The 22,737-nt window shown below is 65.5% G+C and carries 19 protein-coding genes; 12 read left to right on the top strand and 7 right to left on the bottom strand.

Annotated features, from left to right (window positions below; all coding sequences use genetic code 11):
- Window position 1 precedes the first annotated feature (1 nt).
- Both LSQ66_RS18650 and LSQ66_RS18645 read right to left on the bottom strand, forming a co-directional pair.
- Window positions 2-166, bottom strand: coding sequence for a rubredoxin (locus LSQ66_RS18650; protein ID WP_231766685.1), 165 nt, complete (start codon window positions 164-166; stop codon window positions 2-4).
- 1 nt (window position 167) lies between these two features.
- Entirely contained in the window at window positions 168-635 is a 468-nt protein-coding gene (locus LSQ66_RS18645; RefSeq protein ID WP_231766684.1) for a rubrerythrin family protein, read from the bottom strand.
- A 170-nt stretch (window positions 636-805) separates the two neighbouring features.
- Here LSQ66_RS18645 and LSQ66_RS18640 point away from each other — a divergent pair, with 170 nt between their 5' ends.
- The 6 genes from LSQ66_RS18640 to LSQ66_RS18615 all read left to right on the top strand — a co-directional run bounded on the left by LSQ66_RS18640 (window position 806) and on the right by LSQ66_RS18615 (window position 7,924).
- Complete coding sequence (locus LSQ66_RS18640; RefSeq protein WP_269449101.1) at window positions 806-3,121, top strand: NADP-dependent malic enzyme; 2,316 nt, start codon at window positions 806-808, stop codon at window positions 3,119-3,121.
- Window positions 3,122-3,126: 5 nt separating this feature from the next.
- Entirely contained in the window at window positions 3,127-3,582 is a 456-nt protein-coding gene (locus LSQ66_RS18635; RefSeq protein WP_231766683.1) for a DUF2214 family protein, read from the top strand.
- Window positions 3,583-3,703: 121 nt separating this feature from the next.
- Window positions 3,704-4,747, top strand: coding sequence for a GDP-mannose 4,6-dehydratase (gene gmd, locus LSQ66_RS18630; RefSeq protein ID WP_231766682.1), 1,044 nt, complete (start codon window positions 3,704-3,706; stop codon window positions 4,745-4,747).
- Window positions 4,748-4,749: 2 nt separating this feature from the next.
- Window positions 4,750-5,682, top strand: coding sequence for an NAD-dependent epimerase/dehydratase family protein (locus LSQ66_RS18625; protein ID WP_231766681.1), 933 nt, complete (start codon window positions 4,750-4,752; stop codon window positions 5,680-5,682).
- Window positions 5,679-6,803 carry a glycosyltransferase family 4 protein gene (locus tag LSQ66_RS18620; protein WP_231766680.1) on the top strand — a complete coding sequence of 375 codons (1,125 nt, stop codon included), beginning with the start codon at window positions 5,679-5,681 and terminating at the stop codon, window positions 6,801-6,803. The genes LSQ66_RS18625 and LSQ66_RS18620 overlap by 4 nt, the downstream gene beginning before the upstream one ends.
- Before the next feature lie 5 nt (window positions 6,804-6,808).
- Complete coding sequence (locus LSQ66_RS18615; protein ID WP_231766679.1) at window positions 6,809-7,924, top strand: glycosyltransferase family 4 protein; 1,116 nt, start codon at window positions 6,809-6,811, stop codon at window positions 7,922-7,924.
- Here the strand turns inward: LSQ66_RS18615 and LSQ66_RS18610 are convergent.
- The 3 genes from LSQ66_RS18610 to LSQ66_RS18600 all read right to left on the bottom strand — a co-directional run bounded on the left by LSQ66_RS18610 (window position 7,921) and on the right by LSQ66_RS18600 (window position 13,585).
- On the bottom strand, window positions 7,921-8,913 hold the full coding sequence (locus LSQ66_RS18610) for an HD-GYP domain-containing protein (RefSeq protein WP_231766678.1): 993 nt from the start codon (window positions 8,911-8,913) through the stop codon (window positions 7,921-7,923). The two genes, LSQ66_RS18615 and LSQ66_RS18610, sit on opposite strands and share 4 nt — an antisense overlap.
- Window positions 8,913-12,278: an MHYT domain-containing protein gene (locus LSQ66_RS18605; protein WP_231766677.1), complete on the bottom strand. Its 3,366-nt coding sequence runs from the start codon at window positions 12,276-12,278 to the stop codon at window positions 8,913-8,915. Before LSQ66_RS18605 ends, LSQ66_RS18610 begins: the two co-directional genes overlap by 1 nt.
- 119 nt (window positions 12,279-12,397) lie before the next feature.
- Entirely contained in the window at window positions 12,398-13,585 is a 1,188-nt protein-coding gene (locus tag LSQ66_RS18600) for a YbfB/YjiJ family MFS transporter (RefSeq protein WP_231766676.1), read from the bottom strand.
- An 80-nt stretch (window positions 13,586-13,665) separates the two neighbouring features.
- Here LSQ66_RS18600 and LSQ66_RS18595 point away from each other — a divergent pair, with 80 nt between their 5' ends.
- The 6 genes from LSQ66_RS18595 to LSQ66_RS18570 all read left to right on the top strand — a co-directional run bounded on the left by LSQ66_RS18595 (window position 13,666) and on the right by LSQ66_RS18570 (window position 20,241).
- The gene (locus tag LSQ66_RS18595) at window positions 13,666-14,253 is read left to right on the top strand and encodes a TetR/AcrR family transcriptional regulator (RefSeq protein WP_231766675.1); all 588 of its coding nucleotides are present in this window, start codon (window positions 13,666-13,668) and stop codon (window positions 14,251-14,253) included.
- 119 nt (window positions 14,254-14,372) lie between these two features.
- Window positions 14,373-15,752: an MFS transporter gene (locus LSQ66_RS18590; RefSeq protein ID WP_231766674.1), complete on the top strand. Its 1,380-nt coding sequence runs from the start codon at window positions 14,373-14,375 to the stop codon at window positions 15,750-15,752.
- Entirely contained in the window at window positions 15,752-16,825 is a 1,074-nt protein-coding gene (locus LSQ66_RS18585; RefSeq protein ID WP_231766673.1) for an aldose epimerase family protein, read from the top strand. Before LSQ66_RS18590 ends, LSQ66_RS18585 begins: the two co-directional genes overlap by 1 nt.
- A gap of 92 nt (window positions 16,826-16,917) precedes the next feature.
- Window positions 16,918-17,910, top strand: a complete 993-nt coding sequence (locus LSQ66_RS18580) for a LacI family DNA-binding transcriptional regulator (RefSeq protein WP_231766672.1) — start codon at window positions 16,918-16,920, stop codon at window positions 17,908-17,910.
- Between the two features lie 69 nt (window positions 17,911-17,979).
- Window positions 17,980-19,854 (top strand): hypothetical protein, encoded by a 1,875-nt coding sequence (locus LSQ66_RS18575; protein ID WP_231766671.1) that lies wholly within the window; start codon window positions 17,980-17,982, stop codon window positions 19,852-19,854.
- A 3-nt stretch (window positions 19,855-19,857) separates the two neighbouring features.
- Window positions 19,858-20,241: a 5-carboxymethyl-2-hydroxymuconate Delta-isomerase gene (locus LSQ66_RS18570; RefSeq protein ID WP_231766670.1), complete on the top strand. Its 384-nt coding sequence runs from the start codon at window positions 19,858-19,860 to the stop codon at window positions 20,239-20,241.
- 49 nt (window positions 20,242-20,290) lie between these two features.
- Here LSQ66_RS18570 and LSQ66_RS18565 read toward each other — a convergent pair whose 3' ends face one another.
- Both LSQ66_RS18565 and LSQ66_RS18560 read right to left on the bottom strand, forming a co-directional pair.
- Window positions 20,291-21,166, bottom strand: coding sequence for an SMP-30/gluconolactonase/LRE family protein (locus tag LSQ66_RS18565; protein ID WP_231766669.1), 876 nt, complete (start codon window positions 21,164-21,166; stop codon window positions 20,291-20,293).
- Window positions 21,154-22,734: an aldehyde dehydrogenase (NADP(+)) gene (locus LSQ66_RS18560; protein ID WP_231766668.1), complete on the bottom strand. Its 1,581-nt coding sequence runs from the start codon at window positions 22,732-22,734 to the stop codon at window positions 21,154-21,156. The genes LSQ66_RS18565 and LSQ66_RS18560 overlap by 13 nt, the downstream gene beginning before the upstream one ends.
- Window positions 22,735-22,737: the final 3 nt, after the last annotated feature.

Genomic DNA, 22,737 nt, shown 5'->3' with positions numbered 1-22,737 from the left:
GTCAGATCTGCACCATCTCGAAATCGCGCTTGGCCACGCCGCAGTCGGGGCAGGACCAGTCCTCGGGAATGTCGGCCCACGCGGTGCCGGGGGCGATGCCTTCGTCCGGCAGCCCGGCCGCCTCGTCGTAGATGAAGCCGCACACCACGCACTGGAAGGTCTTCACGTCATTCTCCCGACAGTTTGGCGAGGGCCGCGCGGTAGTTCTTTGCGTGGCGCTCTTCCACATTGGACAGGGCGCCGAAGCGCTTGGCCGCCACCTCCAGCATGCGGCGGAAGGCCGCGGCATGCTCCTGCGATTCGCCGATCTGCTCCTGGAACTCCTCGGCCGCCGCCTGTTCGCCTTCCTCCAGCGCCAGGTGGCGGAACTGGGGATACATCTCGCTGAACTCGTAGGTTTCGCCCTCGATGGCGATTTCCAGGGCGCGCGCGGGCGTGGTGCGGTCGCGCGGATAGAGCAGGTCCAGGTGGCCGAAAGCGTGCAGCACCTCCTGTTCAGCCGTCTCCTCGAAGAGCTGGGCCACCTCGGGGGCGCCCGCCGCCCGCGCCAGTTTGGCGAAATAGCGGTACTTCACGTGCGCCATGGCTTCACCCGCAAATGCGGCTTCGAGGTTCTTCAGGGTTGGCGATGACATCGGCTGACTCCGTCGTTTTCAGGAACTATTGCAATTTTTTATTATTTTGTTGATTTTAATAGAAATTTAATTCGGCTGTTACCCTTGGTGAAAATACCTAGTTTTGTGGATAACGCCCCTCTGCTAGAATCGAAGGATTTCAGACAGCACACACGGAAGGCAGTACGGTAATGGATTCCTCCCCCGAGAAGAAAGAAGAACTGAGACAGCAGCTGCGCCTGGCCGCACTGGAATATCATGAGTGCCCGCGTCCCGGCAAGATCAGCGTGACGCCGACCAAGCAGCTGACCAACCAGCGCGACCTGGCGCTGGCTTATTCTCCCGGTGTGGCCGCGCCCTGCGAAGAAATCGTTGCCGACCCTGCCAATGCCTACAAATATACCGCACGGGGCAACCTGGTCGCGGTCATCTCCAACGGCACCGCCGTCCTCGGCCTGGGCAATATCGGCGCCCTGGCGTCCAAGCCCGTCATGGAAGGCAAGGGCGTGCTGTTCAAGAAGTTCGCCGGCATCGACGTCTTCGACATCGAGATCAACGAGCAGGACCCGGACAAGCTGATCGACATCATCGCGGCCCTGGAGCCCACCTTCGGCGGCGTGAACCTGGAAGACATCAAGGCCCCCGAGTGCTTCTACATCGAGCGCAAGCTGCGCGAGAAGATGAAGATTCCCGTCTTCCACGACGACCAGCACGGCACCGCCATCATCGTGGGCGCCGCCATCCTGAACGGCATCCAGCTGGTGGGCAAGAACATCAAGGAATGCAAGCTGGTGGTCTCCGGCGCGGGCGCCGCGGCGCTGGCCTGCCTGGACCTGATCGTGGACCTGGGCTTCCCGCTCGAGAACATCTACGTCACCGACCTGGCCGGCGTGGTCTACAAGGGCCGCAAGGAGCTCATGGACCCGGACAAGGAGCGCTTCGCGCGCGACACCCCGGCCCGCACCTTGGGCGAGGTGATCGCCGATGCCGACATCTTCCTCGGTCTTTCCGCCGGCGGTGTGCTGAAGCAGGACATGGTCAAGCAGATGGCCCCGAACCCGCTGATCCTGGCGCTGGCCAATCCCACGCCCGAGATCCTGCCGGAAGAAGTGAAGGCCGTGCGCGGCGACGCCGTGATCTGCACCGGCCGTTCGGACTATCCGAACCAGGTCAACAACGTGCTGTGCTTCCCCTACATCTTCCGCGGCGCCCTCGATTGCGGCGCCACCACCATCACGCGCGAAATGGAAATCGCGGTGGTGCACGCCATCGCCGAACTGGCGCACGCCGAGCAGTCGGACATCGTGGCCACCACCTACGGCTTCACCAACCTGGCTTTCGGCCCGGAATACCTGATCCCGATGCCATTCGACCCGCGCCTGCTGATCAAGATCGCCCCGGCCGTGGCCAAGGCGGCCGAGGAATCGGGCGTGGCATCGCGCCCGATCAACAACCTGGAAGCCTACGCCGACAGCCTGCAGGAATTCGTGTACCGCTCCGGCTCCTTCATGAAGCCCCTGTTCTCGGTGGCCAAGGCCCAGCATCCGGACCTGAAGCGCATTGTGTACGCGGAAGGCGAAGAAGAGCGCGTGCTGCGCGCCGTGCAGGTGGTGGTGGACGAGCGCCTGGCCCGTCCTATCCTCGTGGGCCGTCCGCCCGTGCTGGAAAGCCGCATCCAGAAGTTCGGCCTGCGCCTGAAGCAGGGCGTGGACTTCGACGTCATCAACCCGGACTACGACGACCGCTACCGCGACTACTGGACCTCCTACTACGAGCTCACCAAGCGCAAGGGCGTGGTCGAGGAATATGCGAAGCTGGAAATGCGCCGCCGCCATAGCCTGATCGGCGCCATGATGATCAAGAAGGGCGACGCGGACGGCATGATCTGCGGCACCTTCGGCACCACCCAGCTGCACCTGCACTACATCGACCAGGTGCTGGGCAAGCGCGCGGGCGCCAACGTGTATGCGGCGATGAACGTGCTGGTGCTGCCTGAGCGCCAGGTGGCCATGGTGGACACCCACGTCAACGAGAATCCGACGGCGGACCAGCTGGCCGAGATCACCATCATGGCGGCCGAGGAGATGCGCCGCTTCGGCCTGCACCCGAGCGCGGCCCTGCTGTCGCACTCGAACTTCGGCTCCTCCAACAGCGAGTCGGCGCAGAAGATGCGCGCCGCCCTGGCCCTGGTGCGCGAACGCGCGCCGGAACTGGAAGTGGACGGCGAAATGCACGGCGATACGGCGCTGGACTCCAAGCTGCGCCGCAAGCTGATGCCGGACTCCGACCTGGAGCGCGACGCCAACCTGCTGGTGATGCCGAACATCGAGGCGGCCAACATCGCCTACAACCTGGTGAAAACGGCGGGCAACGGCATCGCGGTCGGCCCCATCCTCCTGGGCTGCGCCGCGCCGGTGCATATCCTGACGCCATCGGCCACCGTGCGCCGCATCGTCAACATGACGGCGCTGTGCGTGGTGGATATCGTCGCCCAGCGCAAGGGCTGAGCGGGATGACGGCCGACCTGGTTCTCGCAAGCGTCCACCACCTGCTGGCCTTCGGGCTGTTCGCCGTGCTCACCGCGGAGCTCATGCTCGTGCGCTACGCGGTGAACCCGGTGGCTCTGCGCCGCCTCGGCGTGATCGATGCGGTGTATGGCCTGGTGGCCGTGGCGCTCATCATCGTCGGCTTCGCGCGGGTCTTCCACGGCGCGAAGGGATCGGAGTTCTATCTGCAGAATCCCGTCTTCTGGACCAAGATCGCGCTGTTCGCGGCGGTGGGCCTCCTGTCCATCGTGCCGACCGTGCGCATCCTGCGCTGGCAGAAGCGCCTGAAGGCCGATGCGGGCTGGCAGCCGCCCGCCGCGGAGCTGCAGCAGGTTCGCCGCTTCGTCATGATCGAGATCCATATCGCGGCCTTCATCCCCATCGCCGCCGCCATGATGGCGCGGGGCGTGGGCCTCGGCTGACACGGGCTGCCGGTAACAAGATGTAACTCTTGTAATGCCCTCCCGCCACGGTGAAACGGGCGGGATGCCTCTGTTACAATGTCGGGCTATATTGTCAAAAGTTCCATTGGATACCGAATCTATGCAAACGACCAAGCGCGCCCTGATCACGGGCATTACCGGCCAGGATGGCGCCTATCTCGCACAGCTGCTGCTCGAAAAGGGCTATGAAGTCAGCGGCACCTTCCGCCGCACCAGCTCCGTCAACTTCTGGCGCATCGAGGAACTGGGCATCCAGAACCATCCGAAGCTGAAGCTGGTCGAATTCGACCTGACCGACCTTGGCACCTCCATCCGCCTGCTGCAGCAGGGGAACTTCGACGAGATCTACAACCTGGCCGCGCAGAGCTTCGTGGGCGTGTCCTTCGAACAGCCCGTAACCACCGCCGAAATCACGGGCGTGGGCGTGGTGAACCTGCTGGAAGCCATCCGCATCGTCAATCCGAAGATCCGCTTCTACCAGGCCTCCACTTCCGAGATGTTCGGCAAGGTGCAGGCCATTCCGCAAAAGGAAGACACGCCTTTCTACCCGCGCAGCCCTTACGGCGTGGCCAAGCTGTACGCCCACTGGATGACGGTGAACTACCGCGAGTCCTACGGCATCTTCGGCAGCTCGGGCATCCTGTTCAACCACGAGTCCCCGCTGCGCGGCCGCGAATTCGTGACCCGCAAGATCACCGACTCCGTCGCCAAGATCAAGCTGGGCAAGCTGGACGTGCTGGAGCTGGGCAATCTGGACGCCAAGCGCGACTGGGGCTTCGCCAAGGAATACGTGGAAGGCATGTGGCGCATCCTGCAGGCCGACAAGCCGGACACCTATGTGCTGGCCACCAACCGCACCGAGACCGTGCGCGATTTCGTGACCATGGCCTTCAAGGCCGCGGGCATCGCCATCGAGTGGCAGGGCAGCGGCGAGAACGAGACCGGCCATGACGCCCAGAGCGGCAAGGTGCTGGTGCGCATCAGCCCGAAATTCTACCGTCCGGCGGAAGTGGACCTGCTGATCGGCGATCCCTCGAAGGCCATGAAGGAACTGGGCTGGAAGCCGAACACCTCGCTGGAAGAGTTGTGCCAGATGATGGTGGAAGCCGATATCCGCCGCAACACCGCAGGCTTCTCCTTCTGACCATGACGCGCCGCCTGGAGCTGCTCTCCCCGGCGCGTGAAGGCGCAGGCAAACGCGCCCTCGTGACCGGCCTGGCCGGCTTCACCGGCGACTACGTGGCGCGGGAGCTGCGCCTGGCGGGCTACGAAGTCTTCGGCACTTCGGTGCCTGGCCATGCGCACGCGGAAAACATGATCGCGGTCGACCTCACCGACCGCGCCGCCGTGGCGGCTGCCGTGCAGCAGGTGCAGCCGGACGTGGTGGTGCACCTCGCCGCCATCGCCTTCGTTGCCCACTCGGACATCGAGCAGATCTACCGCGTCAACGTGGTGGGCACCCGCAACCTGCTGGAAGCGCTGGCGGTCCTGCCGAAGAAGCCTTCCGCCGTGCTGCTCGCATCGAGCGCCAATATCTACGGCAATACGGACGTCGAAAATATCCACGAGGATGTTCCCGCCGCCCCGGCCAACGACTACGCCGTGAGCAAACTCTCCATGGAATACATGGCGAAGCTGTGGATGGACAAGCTGCCCATCATCATGGTGCGGCCTTTCAACTACACGGGCGTGGGCCAGCACGAGAACTTCCTGCTGCCGAAGATCGTTGCCCATTTCCGCCGCAAGGAAGCGCGCATCGAGCTGGGCAACCTGCACGTATGGCGCGATTTCTCGGACGTGCGCGTCGTGTCCGCCGCCTACCGCCACCTGCTGGCAGCTCCCGAGGCCATTGGCCGCGTGTTCAATATCAGCTCCGGCAAGGCCTGGTCCCTTGGCGAGGCGCTGGAAATGATGGAGCGCATCGCGGGCTACAGGATCGATGTCTTCGTGAACCCGGCCTTCGTGCGCGCAAACGAGGTGGCGCGCCTGACGGGCGACAACCGCCGCCTGGCCTCCGTGGTAGGCGCCATCGAGCCGCCGCCGCTCGAACAAACTTTGCGCTGGATGTACGAGGCGTGAGCCAGGCCGCAGCCATTCCGCGCATCGGCCTTTCCACGACGACGACTGAACCCGGGCTGACCGGCGGCCGCCTCGATGGAATCGGCGTCTACAGCCGCGCGCTGCTGCGCTACCTGCCGCAGGTGGGATGCGCGGTACAGCCTTACTCCTTCGGTCCCGCCGCCAGCCTCACGGTCGGCAAGCCGATGCCTTCGTCCTTCCCGCTTGCCACCCTGCGCGACCTGGTCACACCGGGGCGCCAGCACATGGATGTGGATCTCTTCCACGCCACCGACTACCGCATCGTGCGCATGGACAGGCCCGTGGTGGCCACCCTGCACGACGCGCTGCCCATCGTGCATCCCGAGTGGTGCAACCCTCGCCTGCGCGGCCTGAAGAACTGGCTGCAGGCCAGGGCCGCGCGCAAGGCGGACCGCGTGATCGCGCACACGCATTACACGATTCCCGAGCTGGTGACGGCCTTCGGCGTGGACGAGAGCCGCATCAGCGTCGTTCCCTGCGGCGTGGACGATGAATGGCTGGAAGCGCCCGCGCCGGAAGCGGTGGCCGCCGCCCTGGCCGAGTACAAACTGCGGCCCGGTTATTTCTTCTTCGTAGGCACCATCCAGCCGCGCAAGAATGTGGACCGCCTGCTGGAAGCCTATCTTGCGCTGCCCGCCAGCATCCGCGCCCAGCGCCAGCTCCTGGTCGTGGGCGCCGCCGGGGCGCGTTCCGAGGGCACGGTGGCGCGCATCAAGGCCGCGCAGCAGAACGGCGAGAACGTGGTGTGGCTGAGCAGCCTCACCAGCCATGAGCAGCTGCGCCACCTCTACGCGGGGGCGGGCGTGTTCGTCTTCCCTTCGCTGTACGAAGGCTTCGGCATTCCGGTGGTGGAGGCCTTCGCCTCCGGCGTGCCCGTCATTGCGGCCAATACCACCTCGCTGCCGGAAGTGTCGCGCGGCGCGGCTCTCGAAATCGATCCGCTTTCCACGCCAGAACTGGGCGCCGCCATGCTGGAAATGGCGCGCGACGATGCACTGCGCAAGCGCTGCATCGCGGCGGGGAAAGTGCGCGCCGTGGACCTGACCTGGCGCGAAACGGCGCGCAGGACTGCCGCCGTCTACCAGCAACTTCTGAAGTAAGCATCATGCGCGTCCTCCATTTCTACAAGACCTACTATCCCGACTCCTGGGGTGGCGTCGAACAGGTGATCCGCCAGATGTGCGTGGGCACGTCCAGCCTTGGCGTGCATAACGAGGTGCTGACCCTCACGCGCAACGGCGGCCCGGAGGAAATGGTGATCGAAGGGCACACGGTACACCGCGCGTCCCACAACTTCGAGATTGCATCCAATGCCTTTTCCTGGGCTTCCCTGGGCAAGCTCGCGCGCCTGGCGGAGGAGGCAGACATCATCCACTACCACTTCCCCTGGCCCTTCATGGACATGGCGCACTTCATCGCGCGCGTGAAGAAGCCGAGCGTGGTGACCTATCACTCCGACATCGTGCGCCAGAAGAAGCTGATGGTCTTCTACGCGCCCCTGATGCACCGTTTCCTCGGCAGTGTGGACGCCATCGTGGCCACCTCGCCCAACTACTTCGCCTCGTCCGAAGTGCTGAAGCGCTATAACGGCAAGGTGCGCTCCATCCCCATTGGCCTGGACAAATCTACTTATCCCGTGGCGCGCCCGGAGCTGCTGCAGCAGTGGCGCGAGCGCTGCGGCGAGCGCTTCTTCCTCTTTGTGGGTGTGCTGCGCTACTACAAGGGCCTGCATATCCTTCTGGATGCGATGGCGAAGCTGGACTATCCGGTAGTGATCGTGGGCGCGGGCCCCATCGAGCAGGAGCTGAAGGAGCACGCGCGGCGCCTTGGCCTGACTCATGTGCAGTTCGTGGGCGCGGTCGACGAGCACGACAAGGTGGCGCTGCTGGAACTGTGCTATGCCATGGTGTTCCCGTCGCACCTGCGCTCGGAAGCCTTCGGCATATCGCTGCTGGAAGGCGCCATGTACGGCAAGGCGATGATATCGAGCGAGATCGGCACCGGGACCACCTACATCAATGTGGACGGAGAGACCGGCCTGGTGGTGCCGCCGGACGATTCCGAGGCTTTCGGCGACGCCATGCGCAAGCTGTGGGACAAGCCTGAGATGGCGGCCGAGATGGGCCGCCGCGCGGAAGTGCGCTACTGGGAGCTGTTCACGGCGCGCCAGATGGCGGAGAACTACACGGCGCTGTACCGCGAGCTCACCGGCCGGAATTAGCGTTCGGCCCAGCGCTCCATGATGTCGCGGATGGCGGGCATCTGGGCCAGGAAGAGATCGACCAGCGCGGGATCGAAGTGGCGTCCGCGCTGCTCTTCCAGATAGCCGATGGCCTTTTCCAGCGGCCAGGCCGGCTTGTAGGGGCGGGCCGAGGTGAGCGCGTCGAATACGTCCGCAATGGCCACGATGCGGCCCTCCAGCGGAATCTCCGAACCTGCCAGCCCTTTCGGGTAGCCCGTTCCGTCATACTTCTCGTGGTGGGCCAGCGCGATATTGCGCGCCAGGCGCAGCATGCCGTGCGGATGCTCGCCGATGATGTCGCCGCCGATGGTGGCGTGGCGCTGCATCACTTCCCATTCCTCGGCATCGAGCTTGCCGGGCTTTTGCAGGATCCTGTCCGGAATGCCGATCTTGCCCACGTCGTGCATGGGCGCCGCGTGCAGCAGGTCGTCCGCCTCCGCCTCGCTCAGGCCCGCGGCCACGCCCAGCAGGCGCGCGTAGTGGCTCATGCGGATCACGTGCATTCCCGTTTCGTTGTCCTTGTACTCGGCGGCCAGCCCGAGGCGCTGCACGATCTGCAGGCGCGTTTCCTTCAGTTCGTCCAGCCGCACCAGCGAGAGATGGGTGCGCACGCGGGCGCGCACGATGGGCGGGCTCACGGGCTTGGTGATGTAGTCCACGGCGCCGGCTTCGAAGCCGCGCACCTCGTCGTCCTGGTCGCTCAGGGCCGTGACGAAGATGACGGGAATGGCGGCAGTCGCCTCGTCCGCCTTCAGGATGCGGCAGGCCTCGTGCCCGCTCATGCCGGGCATCATCACGTCCAGCAGGATCAGGTTGGGCTGCTCCTGGCGTGCCAGTTCGAGAGCGCGCGCGGCGTCCTTGGCGAACAGCAGGCGGTAATGGTCTTGCAGGATCTGGCGCAGGAGCTGGAGGTTGCTGGCTTCGTCATCCACCGCGAGGATAAGCGGCAGTTGCTGGAATGTTGTCATTACTGTGGTTCCGGTACGGGGGCGAGCAGGCTCGCGGTAAGCGCCTGCAGGCGCTGGCGGGCCAGCGCGAAATCGAAATCGTCCAATGCGAGGTGCAGCTGGGCCATGGCGGCAGGCGCCACATGGCCTTGCAGCATGGCGGAAAGGCGGGTCAGGGCCGCATCGTCCAGCGCGCCGCGCGCCAGCGACTGCTCCAGCGTACGCGATACGGCGCTCAACTCGGAGACGTCCAGTTGCGGCAGGGCAGGCGGCGCGGGCGGCAGCTGCTCGGCGCAGTCGAGCGCGGCGAGGGCATGGCGCGCATCGGCCAAGTGCGTCGACAGCCGGGCCAGCGCGGCAGGCAGCGCGTCGCTGTCCTGGCAGGCGCCGTGCTGCTCGATCTCGGCCAGGGCCGGCGCCAGCTGTTCGAAACCGAGATTGGCGGCGACGCCCCGCACGCGGTGGGCCAGGGCTTGCAAGGCTGCGTAGCCGGCGCGCTGGTGCAAGGCTTCCATCGCCTCGGCGCAGCTGCCGTATTCCTCTTCGAAGCGGCACAGCGCCTGCTGATAGGGCAGGGCGTTGCCGCCCCAGCGCAGCAGGCCCGCTTTCTGGTTCAGTACCTGGGGGCCGCGGTCGGCAGCGGGAGCGCTGACCGGGCCCACGGCTTCGAGGCCCAGCACGCGGGCGATCTCGTGCGACAAGGCGTACCAGTCCACCGGCTTCGACACGAAGCCGTCCATGCCTGCGGCGGCGCTGGCGCGGCGGTGCGCATCGAGCACGCTGGCCGTCATGGCGACGATGGGCACGCGCGCGCGGCCGCTGCGTTCGGCCTCGGCGCGGATCATGCGGGTGGCGGCCAGGCCGTCCACATGGGGCATCTGCACGTCCATCAGGATCACGTCGAAGTCCTGCTGCGCCGCCAGTTCGGCGGCGTGGGCGCCATCGTGGCCCATCACCATGGTGTGGCCATGCTTGCCGAAGAGGAGCGACAGCAGCTCAAGGTTCTGCGCCACATCGTCCGCCGCCAGCACGCGCAGCGGCGGCAGGTCGAAGGCGATGCGCTGGCGCTGGCGCGGCAGGTGGGCCTGGCGCGGCGCGAGCGCGGGCTTGAGCGGCAGCTCGATGTGGAAGGTGGTGCCTTCGCCCGGCGCGCTCTCGGCCCAGATGCGGCCGCCCATCAGCTCCACGAGCTGCTTGCTGATGGTGGTGCCCAGGCCGGTGCCGCCGAAGCGGCGCGTCATCGAGGCGTCGGCCTGCGTGAACGGTTCGAAGATGGCCGCCAGGCGGTCCGGCGCAATGCCGATGCCGGTGTCGCTGACGGCGATGTGCAGGCCCTCGCCTTCCTGCTGCACGGCGAGCGTGACGTTGCCCGCGGCGGTGAACTTGATGGCGTTGTCCAGCAGGTTGGTGAGCACCTGGCGCACGCGCAGTTCGTCGCCGTGCAGCCAGGGCGGCAGGTCGGGCGCGATCTCGATCTTCAGCTTCAGGTCCTTCATGCTGGCCGTGGCGTTGTAGGTGGACGAGAGCTCGTCGATCAGGGCCAGGAGATTGAAGTCGGCCAGCTCCAGTTCCACGGCGCCCTTGTCCAGCTTTGCCGTGTCGAGAATCTCGTTCAGGAGCCGCAGCAGGGCGCGGCCCGCATTGCGCACTGTGTCGAGGTGGGCGCGCTGGTCGGGACGCAGTTCGGTATCGAGCAGCACGTCCGTGAAACCAAGAATGGAGTTCATGGGCGTGCGGATCTCATGGCTCATGTTCGCCACGAAGGTGGCGCGCGACGCGGCCGCCAGTTCCGCCTTCTCCTTCGCGTGGCGCAGGTCCTCTTCCATCTGGCGCCGTTCCGTGATGTCGAGGATCACGCCGTCCAGCCAGTGCGCCTCGCCGTCGTCGCCCCGCACCAGGGCGCCGTGCTCCCACATCCAGCGCAGGCTGCCGTCCGCATGCCGCAGGCGGTACTCCGCGGTGTAGGGCTGGCCGGTGGCGACGCAGTGGTCGATGGTGGCGTTCAGGCGCGGCAGGTCGGCGGGCGTGGTCAGCTCGTCGAAGGTGCGCGAGCGCTGGGGGCCGACGAAATCGTGCACGGGGTAGCCGAGAATGCGCTCGACGCCGTCGCTCAGGAAGACGAGCGAGCGGTCGCCTTCTACACGGCAGCGGAAGGAGATGCCGGGAATATTGCGGATCAGGGAGCGGAACTGCAGCTCGCTCTCGCGCAGGGCCTGCATGATGGCGCGGCGCTCGCTGATGTCCGTGATGAAGAGCACATAGAGATCGCGGTCGGCAAGGCGCGCGTGTCCCATGGCGCGGCGGATAGGCAGGATGCTGCCGTCCTTGCGCAGCGCCGTGACTTCGGAACCGGCGCGGGCGCGGGCATCGTCGCCGGTATCGAGGAAGTGCAGGAAACCGTCGCGGCGCGAGCGGCCGGGATCGGCCATCAGCGTCTGGATATGCTTGCCCCGGATTTCCTCGCAGGTCCAGCCGAAGATGCGTTCCGCCGACTGGTTGAATTCATGGATGATGCCCTGGCTGTCGACTGTGATGACCCCGTCCACCGTAGTGGTGAGCAGGGCGCGCATCCAGCTTTCGCTCTGGTGCAGGTGGCGGTACAGCTCGCGGTAGCGCAGCAGCCCGTTCGCGCCCATCACGAAGATGGTGAACAGCACCGTGATGGCGCCCACGGCCAAGGCGATGAAGCTGGTGTCGGTGGGGGCGGAGCCGGGCGGCGGCACGCCGATGAAGCGCGCGGCCGCCATGCCCGTGTAATGCATGCCCGAGATGGCGCAGCCCATGACGACGGCGCTGATCATGAGGCGGGTGCCGGGACGCAGCTTCAGGTAGGAGCCGCGAAGGCCGAAGCGCACGCCCAGTGCCAGCGTGGCCAGCACCACCGCCACCACAATGGAGAGGGCGAACATGGCGGGATCGTAGTGCAGGGCGAGGCCGACGCGCATGGCTGCCATGCCGCTGTAGTGCATGGCGCCGATGCCCGCCCCTACCAGTACGCCGCCCGCCAGCAAGGTGCGCCAGGTGAGCTGGGCGCGCCGCGTGATCGAGAGCGCCACCATGGAGGCTGCCAGGCTGGGCAGCATGGACAGCAGCGTGATCAGGGGATCGTAAGTGGTGTAGGTGCACAGGTCGAAGGCCAGCATGCCGATGAAGTGCATGGCCCACACGCCCGCCCCCAGGGCCAGGCTGCCGGTGAACAGGGTCGCCAGGCGCAGGGTGCGCGAAGGGGCCGCGCGCGACTGGCCCGCCATCTGCAATCCCATCCACGAAGCGAAGATGGCGACCAGCACCGACAGCACCACGAGGCGGGTGTTGTACAGGCCGTAATTCAGCAGAGATGGGTCTGCTGGCGGCGAGAACAGGTTCTGCAGCGATGCGTAGTCCATGGGGTGGGAAGGGAGCGGGAGCTGCTCAACCTTACCATATTTCCGATCGGAAAACCTGACCTCTACTGGCTGGCCTTGTGCCTGCGCAAACGCTTCCCTCTGGGCGCTTTTCAGTCTTGCTATTTTGTCGTCGCGCTTTCGCGACGGGGTGTTATCAGGTCGGCTAGCATGCACAGCAACAGGGCGCCCGCTGCGAGGGTGAAGAGCAGGCGGTGGTTGCCATTGCTGGCGGACAGGAGCCAGGAGCTGCCGTAGCCCGCCAGCGCCTGCATCAGGGCAAAGATGGTCGTCGAACGGCTCCAGGCGGCCGAGTGCGCGGCCGCATTGCCCTGCACCGCCTGCGAGATCTTGCCGAGATAGACGGGCACAATTCCCGGAGGGAAGGTGCCCAGCACGAAGGTGGCCAGGGCGAGCGCGAAGTGCTGCCGCGAAGTGATGAGGACGGCAATGGCCGCGCCCTGTCCCAGCAGGGAGAGCACGCTCGTGGCGTGCACGCCCAGCCTGTCGGCCATGGTCCCGTACAGCATGGGCCCGATCACGGCGCCCAAGCCGTAGAGCACCCAGAACAGTGCCGCATCGTGTGCGCCCCAGCCCAGGCCGCGTGCGATAAAGTCCACGATGAAGATCATCATCGGCACCAGGCCCACCGCGCTTAGCGCGTACTGGAGGTAGAGGAGGCGGAGCGCGCCCGCGTGGCCGTTCGGCGGCGGCGCGGCTGCGGCTGCTCCCGGGGCAGCCGGGAGCGGGTGGGGCCACCAGGTCCAGCTCATCACCGTGAGCGCGAGGGCCATGGCGCCCAGGCCGATCCAGGTCTGGGTCAGGCCCATGGAGAGCAGTTGGGGCAGCACCGTGCCGGAGCCCGCGATGCCCAAGCCCACGCCGAGGAAGATCATGCCGCTGGCCATGCCGCGCCGCTGGGGCGGCACGTGGGGCAGGATGGAAGTCGCCGCCAGCACCATGATGATGCCGCCCGACAGGCCCGAGAGGAAACGCCACACGAAGAACCAGCTCACCGAGACGGGAATGGCGCAGGCGAAGAAAGTGAGGGAGGCCAGCGCCATCATCAGCTGCAGGGTGAGGCGGGCGCTCAGGCGCTGGGCCAGGGGCCGTCCCGCCAGGGCGCCGGCCAGGTAGCCCACCAGGTTGGCGGCGCTGAGGAAGAGCACATCGTCCGCCGCGAACCATTTCGCTTCGATCAGCGGGGGAATGAGGGGCGTGTAGGCGAAGCGGGCGAGGCCGATGCCGACCAGGCTGGCGCATAGCCCGGCAAAGATGGCGCGCATGGGCGCGGGAGAATCGGACTGCATGGGGACACTTTCCTTGGCCGGTGATGTTTGACAGGGTAGTCAAATTTGACGCATGTGTCAAGAAAGCCTAAAATCCCTCCATGGCCGGTATCCGACAATTCAACGAAGACAAGGCGCTTGAAAGCGCCATGCACCTCTTCTGGCAGAAGGGCTTCGGCGCGACCTCCATGCAGGACCTGGCGGAGGCGACCGGCGTGCTGCGCGGCTCCCTCTACAACGCCTATGGCGACAAGCAGTCCATCTTCCTGCTGGCCTACAGCCGCCACAAGGCCCGTTTTCTGGGCGCCGTGGGCGACGCCCTGGACCAGCCGACCCTGGAAGAATCGCTGCACGCCTTCCTCGATCTCTGCATCAGCTCCATGAGCGAGCCCTGCAGCCCGGACTCCCCTGCCACGCGCGGCTGCATGACCACCCGCACCGCCACGGAACAGGCGGCCCAGGAAGAGCCTATCCGATCGGCCCTGCGCGAGCTGGTGGACGAACTTTCCCGCCTGCTGGAGGCCCGCCTGTCTGCGGCCGCCGAAGAGCTGACCCTGCCGTCCGCCGCGGCCGCACGCCTGCTCGTGCTGCACACGCGCGGCATGGTGGTGATCGAGCGGCTCTACCACGACGCTGACAGCCTGCGCGCCAGCGCGGACGCCCTGGTCAGCCTTCTTCTGCGCAAGTAAGCCTGGCTAGAAATCCTCTTGCCTAAGCCAAGCTTAAGTTGTACGATGACATACAACTAGCAGCTGATCTCGCTGGAGACCGAGAGATCGAACGATAACCACTTCTAAAAAGTGATCCTATGAAGCTGAATGAGCCTGTCAGCCAGCAAGTCGTTGGCAAGTACAGATGGACCATCTGTGCGCTCCTGTTTTTCGCCACCACCGTCAACTACCTCGACCGCCAGGTGCTGAGCCTGCTGGCGCCGCAGCTCTCCAAGGAATTCAACTGGTCCAATACGGACTACGCGAACATCACGGCCGCCTTCCAGTTCGTCTACGCGGTGGCCATGCTGTTCGCAGGCCGCGTGGTGGACCGCATCGGCACCAAGAAGGCCTATATCCTGGCCATCGTGATCTGGTCGCTGGGTGCAATCATGCATGCCTACTCCGTGCCCATGGGCTCCGCCGTCGGCAGCGTGATGGGCGCGCTGGGGCTGGCGGTGGTTCCCGCTTCCATCCTCGGCTTCATGCTCTCGCGCGCCGTGCTGGCGGTGGGCGAGGCGGGCAACTTCCCCGCCGCCATCAAGGCCACGGCCGAATACTTCCCGAAGAAGGAGCGCTCCTTCGCCACCGGCATCTTCAACTCCGGCGCCAATGTGGGCGCCATTCTGGCGCCGCTCACCGTGCCCTGGATTGCGCTGACCTGGGGCTGGCAGGCCGCCTTCATCGCCATTGGCGCCATCGGCTTCGTGTGGATGGTGGCATGGCAGATCCTGTACGACGCGCCGGAAAAGCAGAAGCGCCTGGGCGCCGATGAACTGGCCTTCATCCGCAGCGACACAGGCAGCACCGCGCAGGCCGCGCCTGCGGGCGCAAAGGTGCCGTGGTTCCGCCTGCTGGCCTACCGCCAGACCTGGGCCTTCGCCTTCGGCAAATTCATGACCGACGGCGTGTGGTGGTTCTTTCTGTTCTGGCTTCCCAAATACCTGTCGGCCCAGTATGGCATGGGCCCGGCGGACATAGTCATCCCTTTGGCCGTGTTGTACAGCATGACGATGGTAGGCTCCATCGGCGGCGGTTACTTCCCGGCCTATTTTATGAACCGCGGCCAGTCTCCCTATGACGGCCGTATGAAGGCGATGCTGGTGATCGCGCTCTTCCCGCTCGTGGTGCTGCTGGCGCAGCCGCTGGGCGGCGTGAGCCCCTGGCTGCCTATCCTGCTGATCGGCGTGGGCGCCTCGGCGCACCAGGCGTGGTCGGCCAACCTGTTCACCACCGTGTCCGACATGTTCCCGCAGCGCTCCGTCGCTTCCGTGGTGGGCATCGGCGGCATGGCGGGCGGCATCGGCGGCGTGGTGATCTCCAAGCTGGGCGGCTGGCTGTTCGACTACTACGGCGCGCTGAGCCAGATCAGCACCGGCTACATGATCATGTTCACCATCTGCGCCGTGGCCTACCTGCTCGCGTGGGGCGTGATGAAAACCCTGGTGCCGCGCCACAAGGAAATCACGGACCTCTGATGCGCATAGCGCTGGCGATTGCCCTGCTGTGCGCGGCGGGGCAGGGCGGCTGCACCGGTATCACGGTGCAGCCGTTTGGCTTTATGCCCACCGGCGAAGCAGTCGAGAAGGTCACCCTGGCCAACGAGCGCGGCATGCGGCTCTCGTATATCGACTACGGCGCGACCCTGCTGCGCGCCGACGTGGCGGACCGGCAGGGCCGGCGCCGCAACATCATCCTCAATCTCCCCGACCTGCCATCCTACCTGCGCACCCAGCGGCGCTTTGCCGCGGTGATCGGGCGCTACGCGGGCCGTATCGGCAACGCGCGCTACACATTGGACGGCGTCACGATCCAGTTGCCCGCCAATGCGAAAGGGACGGCCCTGCATGGCGATCCGCACGGATACGACAAGCGCCTGTGGAAGCGGCGCGACTTCGCCGATGCCGCCTCCATCGGTTCCGTCTATACGCTTGTTAGCCCGGACGGGGACCAGGGCCACCCTGGCAGGCTGGAAGTGAGCGTCACCTACCGCCTGCTGCGCAAGCGGGACGAATTTCGCATCGAGTATGAAGCGCGCAGCGATGCGCCCACGGTGGTGAACCTCACCAATCACGCCTACTTCAATCTCGCGGGCGCTGGCAGCGAAGGCATTGCAAGCCACCGCTTCCGCTTCGGCGCAAGCCGCTACGCGGTGACGGACGAAAAGAAGGTGCCTACCGGCGAGCTCGCGCCCGTGCGCGGAACCCCGCTGGATTTCACCCGGCCTGCCAGCGCGGGCGCAAATCCTGCTTTCGATCACAGCCTCGTATTCGACAGGCCGGGCCTGGTGGCGGTGATCGATGAAACGGAGAGCGGCCGCCGCATGGAGGTGCGCACTTCCGAGCCCTCGGCCCAGTTCAATACGGGTGGCGGTTTCGACGGCAGCGAAACGGGAGGGGAGGGGCGCGCCTACCAGCGCAACGATGGCTTCGCGTTCGAGACCCAGCACCTTTCCGACAGTCCCAACCAGCCTGGCTTCCCTTCCACCGTGCTCCGCCCCGGCCAGGTCTTCCGCTCATGGACCAGCTTCCGTTTTTCCATTGCAAAGTAACGTTTAACTTGCGGCCGTGGATGAATTTTAACCGCCGCCATCATGTTACTATCGGGTTCGCGCGTTAAGCGATTACCGTTTCCGATAACTCCATGAAGAAAAATGTACCGACCATCCGCGATGTCGCGGCGGCAGCCGGCGTCTCCACGGCCACCGTATCCAAGTTCATGAATGGCACGCAGCGCTTCTCGCCTGCGGTGGAAGCGAAGGTCACCAAGGTCATCGCGGAACTCGGCTACAAATCCAATCCCCTCGCGCAGTCCATGATCACGGGACGCACGCGCACCGTCGGTTTGTCGGTGCTGGACGTGGCCAACCCCCACTTCACCAGCATCGTGAAGGGCGCAAACCGCGTGGCCCTCCAGCATGGCTATACCGTGCTGCTCGTGGACACGGAAGAGAATCCGGGCCGCGAGCGCCCCCTGCTTGAAGCCCTGAGCCGCCGGGTGGACGGCATGATCGTTTTCTCGCGCATGCAGGAAAAGGAGATGGGCTGGCTGGTGGAGCTGGACAAGCCCCTTGTCTTCTTCGGCCGCCTGAGCCACCTGAACCTGCCGCACGTGGCCAGCGACGACCACCGCGGCGCCTACATGGTCACGCGCCATCTCGTCACGCTAGGGCACAAGCGCATCGCCTACCTGGGCTTCTCCAAATCGCGGCGCGACGAGGAGCGCATGGGCGGCATCCGCGAATGCCTGGCGGCGCATGGCATGTCGCTGCAGGTTTTCGACGGCAGCGCGCCCTCGGCGCTGGAAGGGGAGCGCATCTGCTCCTCCATCATGCTGGGTTCCGAACACCCCGATGCACTGATCTGCTACAACGACCTCATGGCGCTGGGCTTCATGAAGGCCGCGCAGACGCTGGGCTTCAAGCTGCCCGCCGATATCTCGGTGGCCGGTTTCGACAACATCCAGTTCGGTAACTACACCTCGCCGCCGCTTACCACCGTGGACCTGCAAAGTGAGCGCATGGGCGTCGCGGCCATGGAAAAGCTGCTGGATACCATCGAGGGCAAGCCTACTACCAGCTTCACCATGATCGAGCCGCAGCTGATCCTGCGCTCCTCCACCCTCAACCGGAACTAACTTTTCGCTTTACCTGCGGAGCAAAATCTTCTACCATCAAGTTAAACGTTTAACTTCCATGAGAAGCCGATGAGACTTTCCCGCACCATCCTCTCCGCAGCCCTGCTGGCGCTGGGCGCCGCACCCTTGGCCCAGGCCGGGAATCCCTATGCGGACTACGTGCCGCCGCTGTCCGCGCAGCCCCTGAACCGCATCGTGCAGGACAACGCCTATAAGCAGCTGGACTACTTCTTCCGCAAGCTGGCCGAGGAAAAGGAAGGCATAAAGATCGACGGCTATGCGCCCTTCAAGAGCGGCGACAAGTTCCTGCCCGGGAAAGTGGCCGCAGGCCTCGGCCATGCGCTGCTCAACACCCCGAAGGACGATCCGCGCCTGCCGCAGCTGCTGCAGCAGTACAGCGACATCGCCGACATGACGGTGGACATGGACAACCACACTTGGGGCATCTACTACTACATGCTCATGCTGCGCCAGCTGAAGGACGCGGGCCTGCTGGAGCGCGCCATCAAGCCCGCCACCCTCGAAAAGCTGCGCAGGCAGCTGGACTGGCGAGCCTTCGTCACGCAGCCGGGCTATGAGCTGATGAACCTTCCCACCAACTACTACGGTGTCGCCTTCAGCATCGCGCGCCTGCGCGTGCTGATGGGATGGGAAGACGACAGCGGCGCCAAGGTCCTCCTTAACAAGATGCTGGAACACTACGCCGCCTATTCCGGCAAGTACGGCTTCTCGGACGAGACTTCGGGCGAAGGCCGCTTCGACCGCTACAGCATTCTGCTGATTGCCGAAATCTGCGAGCGATTCGTGGAGACCGGCGTCGAAGTCACGCCGGACCTGAAGGCCATGCTGCGCAAGGCCGCCACGGTGGCGCTGAATGTCGCCAACCCTTCCGGCAGCGGCTTCAGCTTCGGCCGCAGCCTTGGGCCCTACGGCGAGACCGCGATGCTGGAGATTCTCTCCATCTCCGCCTATCTCGGCGTTCTCACGCCAGAGGAAAAGGAATACGCCTACGCCTACAGCTCGCGCATCGCGGCGCGCTACATGGACTTCTGGTTCAACCCCGCGATGAATTCGGTGGACATGTGGAACCAGGGCCGCCGCACGGACACTTACCGCGGCAAGCACCGCATCCTGGGCGAGAACTTCTCCCTGCTGCACCAGCTCATCTTCACCAACGAGCAGTGGAATATGGCGGGCATGAAGGACAAGGCGCCGCGCCAGGACCTGCAGGCATGGCTGGACAAGACCCAGCCGAAGTTCAGCCTCACCTGGTTTGCCCAGGGCGAATACGACCGCGCCATGGCCGTCTTCCGCGACAGGAAGAACGTGTTCAGCCTCCTCATGATCAACGGCGGCCAAAGCCAGTACAACAACAGCCCCTACTACCCGCTGCCTTTCGCGCCAGGTATCGTCAGCGGCATTGCGGACAGCGGCTCCGCCCACCCGCAGCTGCTGCCGAAGATCACGCTGGCCGACGGCACGGAATTGCTCGGCACTTCCTACATCCGCAACATCAAGGACAGCCGCAAGGGAGGCCGCTACACCGTGAGCTACCACCAGGACGAGCTGGCGAAACAGGGAGGCAAGGCGCCCGCGAAGGACAGCCGCATCAAGCTCGATTCCGTTTACACGATGGCGCCCGGCGTCATCACCCGCACGGACACCTACACGCCCGTGGGCAAGCAGGAAGTGAAGCAGATATCGCTGGACTTCGCCTCCTTCTCCGACGGCGCGAAGGTCCAAGCGGGGACGGTGCGCTTTGCGGAAGGGGCGGTGTACGAGTACAGTGTGAAGGGGCTGGGCGGCTGCAAGGCCGAGCCCACGAACGGCAGCGACTTGTACAAGGCGCCGTATGGCCCAATGAAGACCCTGGTCAGCTGCAGCAGCGGCCAGCTCACGATGGACAAGCCGCTCGTCATCCAATGGACCTTGAAATACCGCTAAGCCATGCCACACCTGAAGATCGAATACACGGCCAACCTCGACCAGCATCTCGACATGCAGGCGCTCTGCGTGGTGCTGGCGCGCACGCTGACGCAGTTCCAGGACGATGAGGGAGTATCGGTTTTTCCGCTGACGGGAACGCGGGTGCTGGCCTATCCGGCGCCGTATTACGCGGTGGCGGACGGCGCGCCCGACCGCGCTTTCCTCTACCTCACGCTGCGCATCACGGCGGGCCGCGACCCGAAGCTGCTGGAGCGCATCAGCAAGGCCCTGCTGGCGCAGGCCGACGGCCAGCTTGGCCGCGTGAAGTCATTGCGCTCCATCCGCGCCACTCTCCACATCGACGAGGGGCATCCCGTGGCCGAATCCAAATGGGCCTCCGCATAGCAGAGTTCGTGTCCAACCTTGGGGTCAGACCCCAAAAGTGGACACGAGCTCACCCGTTGAAGGGGCTGTCGGCGAGGCCCTGAACGCCGGGGCGCAGAAGGACGACGGCGCCGCCCCATTCCGCATCTTCGGCCTTGCCTGAAACGATGGATGTCACCAGCAGCGTGCGCAGGTCCGCGCCGCCAAAGGTGCACATGGAGGGTTTCGCGAAGGGGAGGTCGAGCTTGCGATCGAGCCTGCCGTCCGGCGTAAAGCGCAGCAGGCAGCCCGCATCGTTCGCGCAGCTCCAATAGCAGCCGTCCGCATCCACCACCGCTCCATCGGGGCGGCCCACATGCTGGGCGAGGTCCGCGAACTCGCGGCGCCGCGTTGGCGTGCCGGTTTCAGTGTCGTAGTCGAAGGCCCAGACCTTGCGGCTCTTGGGATGGGAATCGGAAAGGTACATGGTCCTGCCGTCCGGCGACCAGGAAAGGCCGTTCTGCGTGAACAGGCCCTCGACAACGGGCGAGGACAGGCCGCGCGCATCGTAGCGATACAGCTTGCCGGCGTCCTTCCCCGCGCTCATGTCCATGAACATGGTGCCGCTCCAGAAGCGGCCCTGCCGGTCGGTGCGGCCGTCGTTGAAGCGCATGCCTTCGCCGAGTTCACCGGCGGCAGGCGAGGCGAGGAGAGTTGTCTCCGCCTCCCTGCCTTCGCCCAGCGCGACACTGAACATGCCGGTTTCCATGCCTGCTATCAGGCCCCCGCCCGAACGCGGTGCGATGCAGGCCGCCATCTGCGGCACTTCCCAGTAGCGCGACACACCGGCGGCATCGAGCCGCCAGATGCGCTTTGCCGGGATGTCGACCCAGAACCAGGCCTGCTGCGCCGCATCCCACGCCGGGCTTTCGCCCACCGTGCACTGAACGCCGCTTACGCGTTCCATGCAAGGTCGCCGTTGACGACGCGCGCGATGTTCAGCGGGTTGTCGTTCGACAGCTCGGGCGCCAGCAGCTCCGCAGGTACGTCCTGGTAGCACACCGGGCGCAGGAAGCGGTCGATGGCCGATGCGCCAACCGACGTCGAACGGCTGTCCGAGGTCGAAGGGAAGGGGCCGCCGTGCACCATGGCATGCGCCACTTCCACACCCGTGCCGAAGCCGTTGAACAGGATGCGGCCTGCCTTGCGTTCCAGCGTTGGCAGCAGCTTGCGCGCCGTCGCGATATCGGCGGCCGTCGCGTGCACGGCAGCGGTGAGCTGGCCTTCCACGTGTTCGGCCACCTGAACCAGTTCGGCCTCGTTGCGGCAGCGGATCAGCAGCGAGCATGGGCCGAAGATTTCGCCTTCCAGATCCGGCTTGGCCAGGAAGTTGGCGGCATCGGTGGAGTACAGCGCTGCGACGGCGCCGCAGGTCATGCCGGTCGTCGCGCCCTGCGCCACCAGCGATACGCCTTCGATGGCGGCCAGCTTGGCCACGCCCGAGGTGTAGGCCTGGTGGATGCCGGGGGTCAGCATCGTTGCGGGGTTCTTCGCTTCGATGGCGGCCTTGGCGCCTTCGATGAACTTGTCCAGCGCCGGGCTGTCGATAGCCAGCAGCAGGCCGGGATTGGTGCAGAACTGGCCCGCGCCCAGCGTGAGGGAATCGGCGAATGCCTGCGGCAGCCTGGCGTTCGACTGCAGCGCGCCTTCCAGCATGAAGACGGGATTGATGCTGCTCATTTCCGCATACACGGGAATCGGCTCGGGACGAGCCGCCGCGGTCTTCATCAGCGCGATGCCGCCGCTGCGCGAACCGGTGAAGCCCACCGCTTTGATATGCGGATGCGCCACCAGGTTCTGGCCGATGGTCTGGCCTGCGCCGATCAGCATGGAGAACACGCCTTCCGGCATGTCGCATTCGATCGCCGCCTTCTGCACGGCCTTCGCCACCAGCTCGGAAGTGCCGAGGTGGGCCGAGTGGGCCTTCACCACCACCGGGCAGCCCGCAGCCAGCGCGGACGCCGTGTCGCCGCCCGCCACCGAGAAGGCGAGGGGGAAGTTGCTGGCGCCGAAAACGGCCACCGGGCCCAGGCCGATCTTGCGCAGGCGCAGATCGGGACGCGGGGCGGGCTGGCGGTCGGGCAGGGCGGAGTCCAGGGTCGCTGTCAGGAAGCGGCCGTCGCGCACCACTTTTGCGAACAGGCGCAGTTGGTTGCAGGTGCGGCCACGTTCCCCCTCCAGACGGGCTTGCGGCAGGCCGGTTTCCTGCATTGCGCGTTCGATCAGCGCAGGGCCCAGATCCATGATGCGGTCGGCGATGGTTTCGAGGAATTTCGCGCGGCGCTCCAGCGGCAGTTCGCGGTACTGGTCGAACGCCGTCCATGCCAGGGCGCAGGCGCGCTCCAGTTCCGAAGCGCTGGCCAGCCCGAAGGCCGGTTCGATTTGCGCGTTGAGCGATGGATCGACTGCCTTGACCGTGCCTTCCTTGCCTTGCACGGCCTGGCGGCCGATGATCATTTCGCCTTTGATTTGCATGCT

The organism is Massilia endophytica (genome assembly GCF_021165955.1).
GTDB classification, from domain to species: Bacteria; Pseudomonadota; Gammaproteobacteria; order Burkholderiales; family Burkholderiaceae_D; genus Rugamonas; species Rugamonas endophytica.
The sequence above is the reverse complement of the archived record's forward strand: the minus strand, read 5'-3'. Positions and strand labels throughout refer to the sequence as shown.

Coding starts and splice junctions, on each gene's coding strand:
- LSQ66_RS18645 (WP_231766684.1), bottom strand. CDS start 635: ATGTCATCGCCAACCCTGAAGAACCTCGAAGCCGCATTTGCGGGTGAA.
- LSQ66_RS18640 (WP_269449101.1), top strand. CDS start 806: ATGGATTCCTCCCCCGAGAAGAAAGAAGAACTGAGACAGCAGCTGCGC.
- LSQ66_RS18635 (WP_231766683.1), top strand. CDS start 3,127: ATGACGGCCGACCTGGTTCTCGCAAGCGTCCACCACCTGCTGGCCTTC.
- gmd (WP_231766682.1), top strand. CDS start 3,704: ATGCAAACGACCAAGCGCGCCCTGATCACGGGCATTACCGGCCAGGAT.
- LSQ66_RS18625 (WP_231766681.1), top strand. CDS start 4,750: ATGACGCGCCGCCTGGAGCTGCTCTCCCCGGCGCGTGAAGGCGCAGGC.
- LSQ66_RS18615 (WP_231766679.1), top strand. CDS start 6,809: ATGCGCGTCCTCCATTTCTACAAGACCTACTATCCCGACTCCTGGGGT.
- LSQ66_RS18610 (WP_231766678.1), bottom strand. CDS start 8,913: ATGACAACATTCCAGCAACTGCCGCTTATCCTCGCGGTGGATGACGAA.
- LSQ66_RS18605 (WP_231766677.1), bottom strand. CDS start 12,278: ATGGACTACGCATCGCTGCAGAACCTGTTCTCGCCGCCAGCAGACCCA.
- LSQ66_RS18600 (WP_231766676.1), bottom strand. CDS start 13,585: ATGCAGTCCGATTCTCCCGCGCCCATGCGCGCCATCTTTGCCGGGCTA.
- LSQ66_RS18595 (WP_231766675.1), top strand. CDS start 13,666: ATGGCCGGTATCCGACAATTCAACGAAGACAAGGCGCTTGAAAGCGCC.
- LSQ66_RS18590 (WP_231766674.1), top strand. CDS start 14,373: ATGAAGCTGAATGAGCCTGTCAGCCAGCAAGTCGTTGGCAAGTACAGA.
- LSQ66_RS18585 (WP_231766673.1), top strand. CDS start 15,752: ATGCGCATAGCGCTGGCGATTGCCCTGCTGTGCGCGGCGGGGCAGGGC.
- LSQ66_RS18580 (WP_231766672.1), top strand. CDS start 16,918: ATGAAGAAAAATGTACCGACCATCCGCGATGTCGCGGCGGCAGCCGGC.
- LSQ66_RS18575 (WP_231766671.1), top strand. CDS start 17,980: ATGAGACTTTCCCGCACCATCCTCTCCGCAGCCCTGCTGGCGCTGGGC.
- LSQ66_RS18570 (WP_231766670.1), top strand. CDS start 19,858: ATGCCACACCTGAAGATCGAATACACGGCCAACCTCGACCAGCATCTC.
- LSQ66_RS18565 (WP_231766669.1), bottom strand. CDS start 21,166: ATGGAACGCGTAAGCGGCGTTCAGTGCACGGTGGGCGAAAGCCCGGCG.
- LSQ66_RS18560 (WP_231766668.1), bottom strand. CDS start 22,734: ATGCAAATCAAAGGCGAAATGATCATCGGCCGCCAGGCCGTGCAAGGC.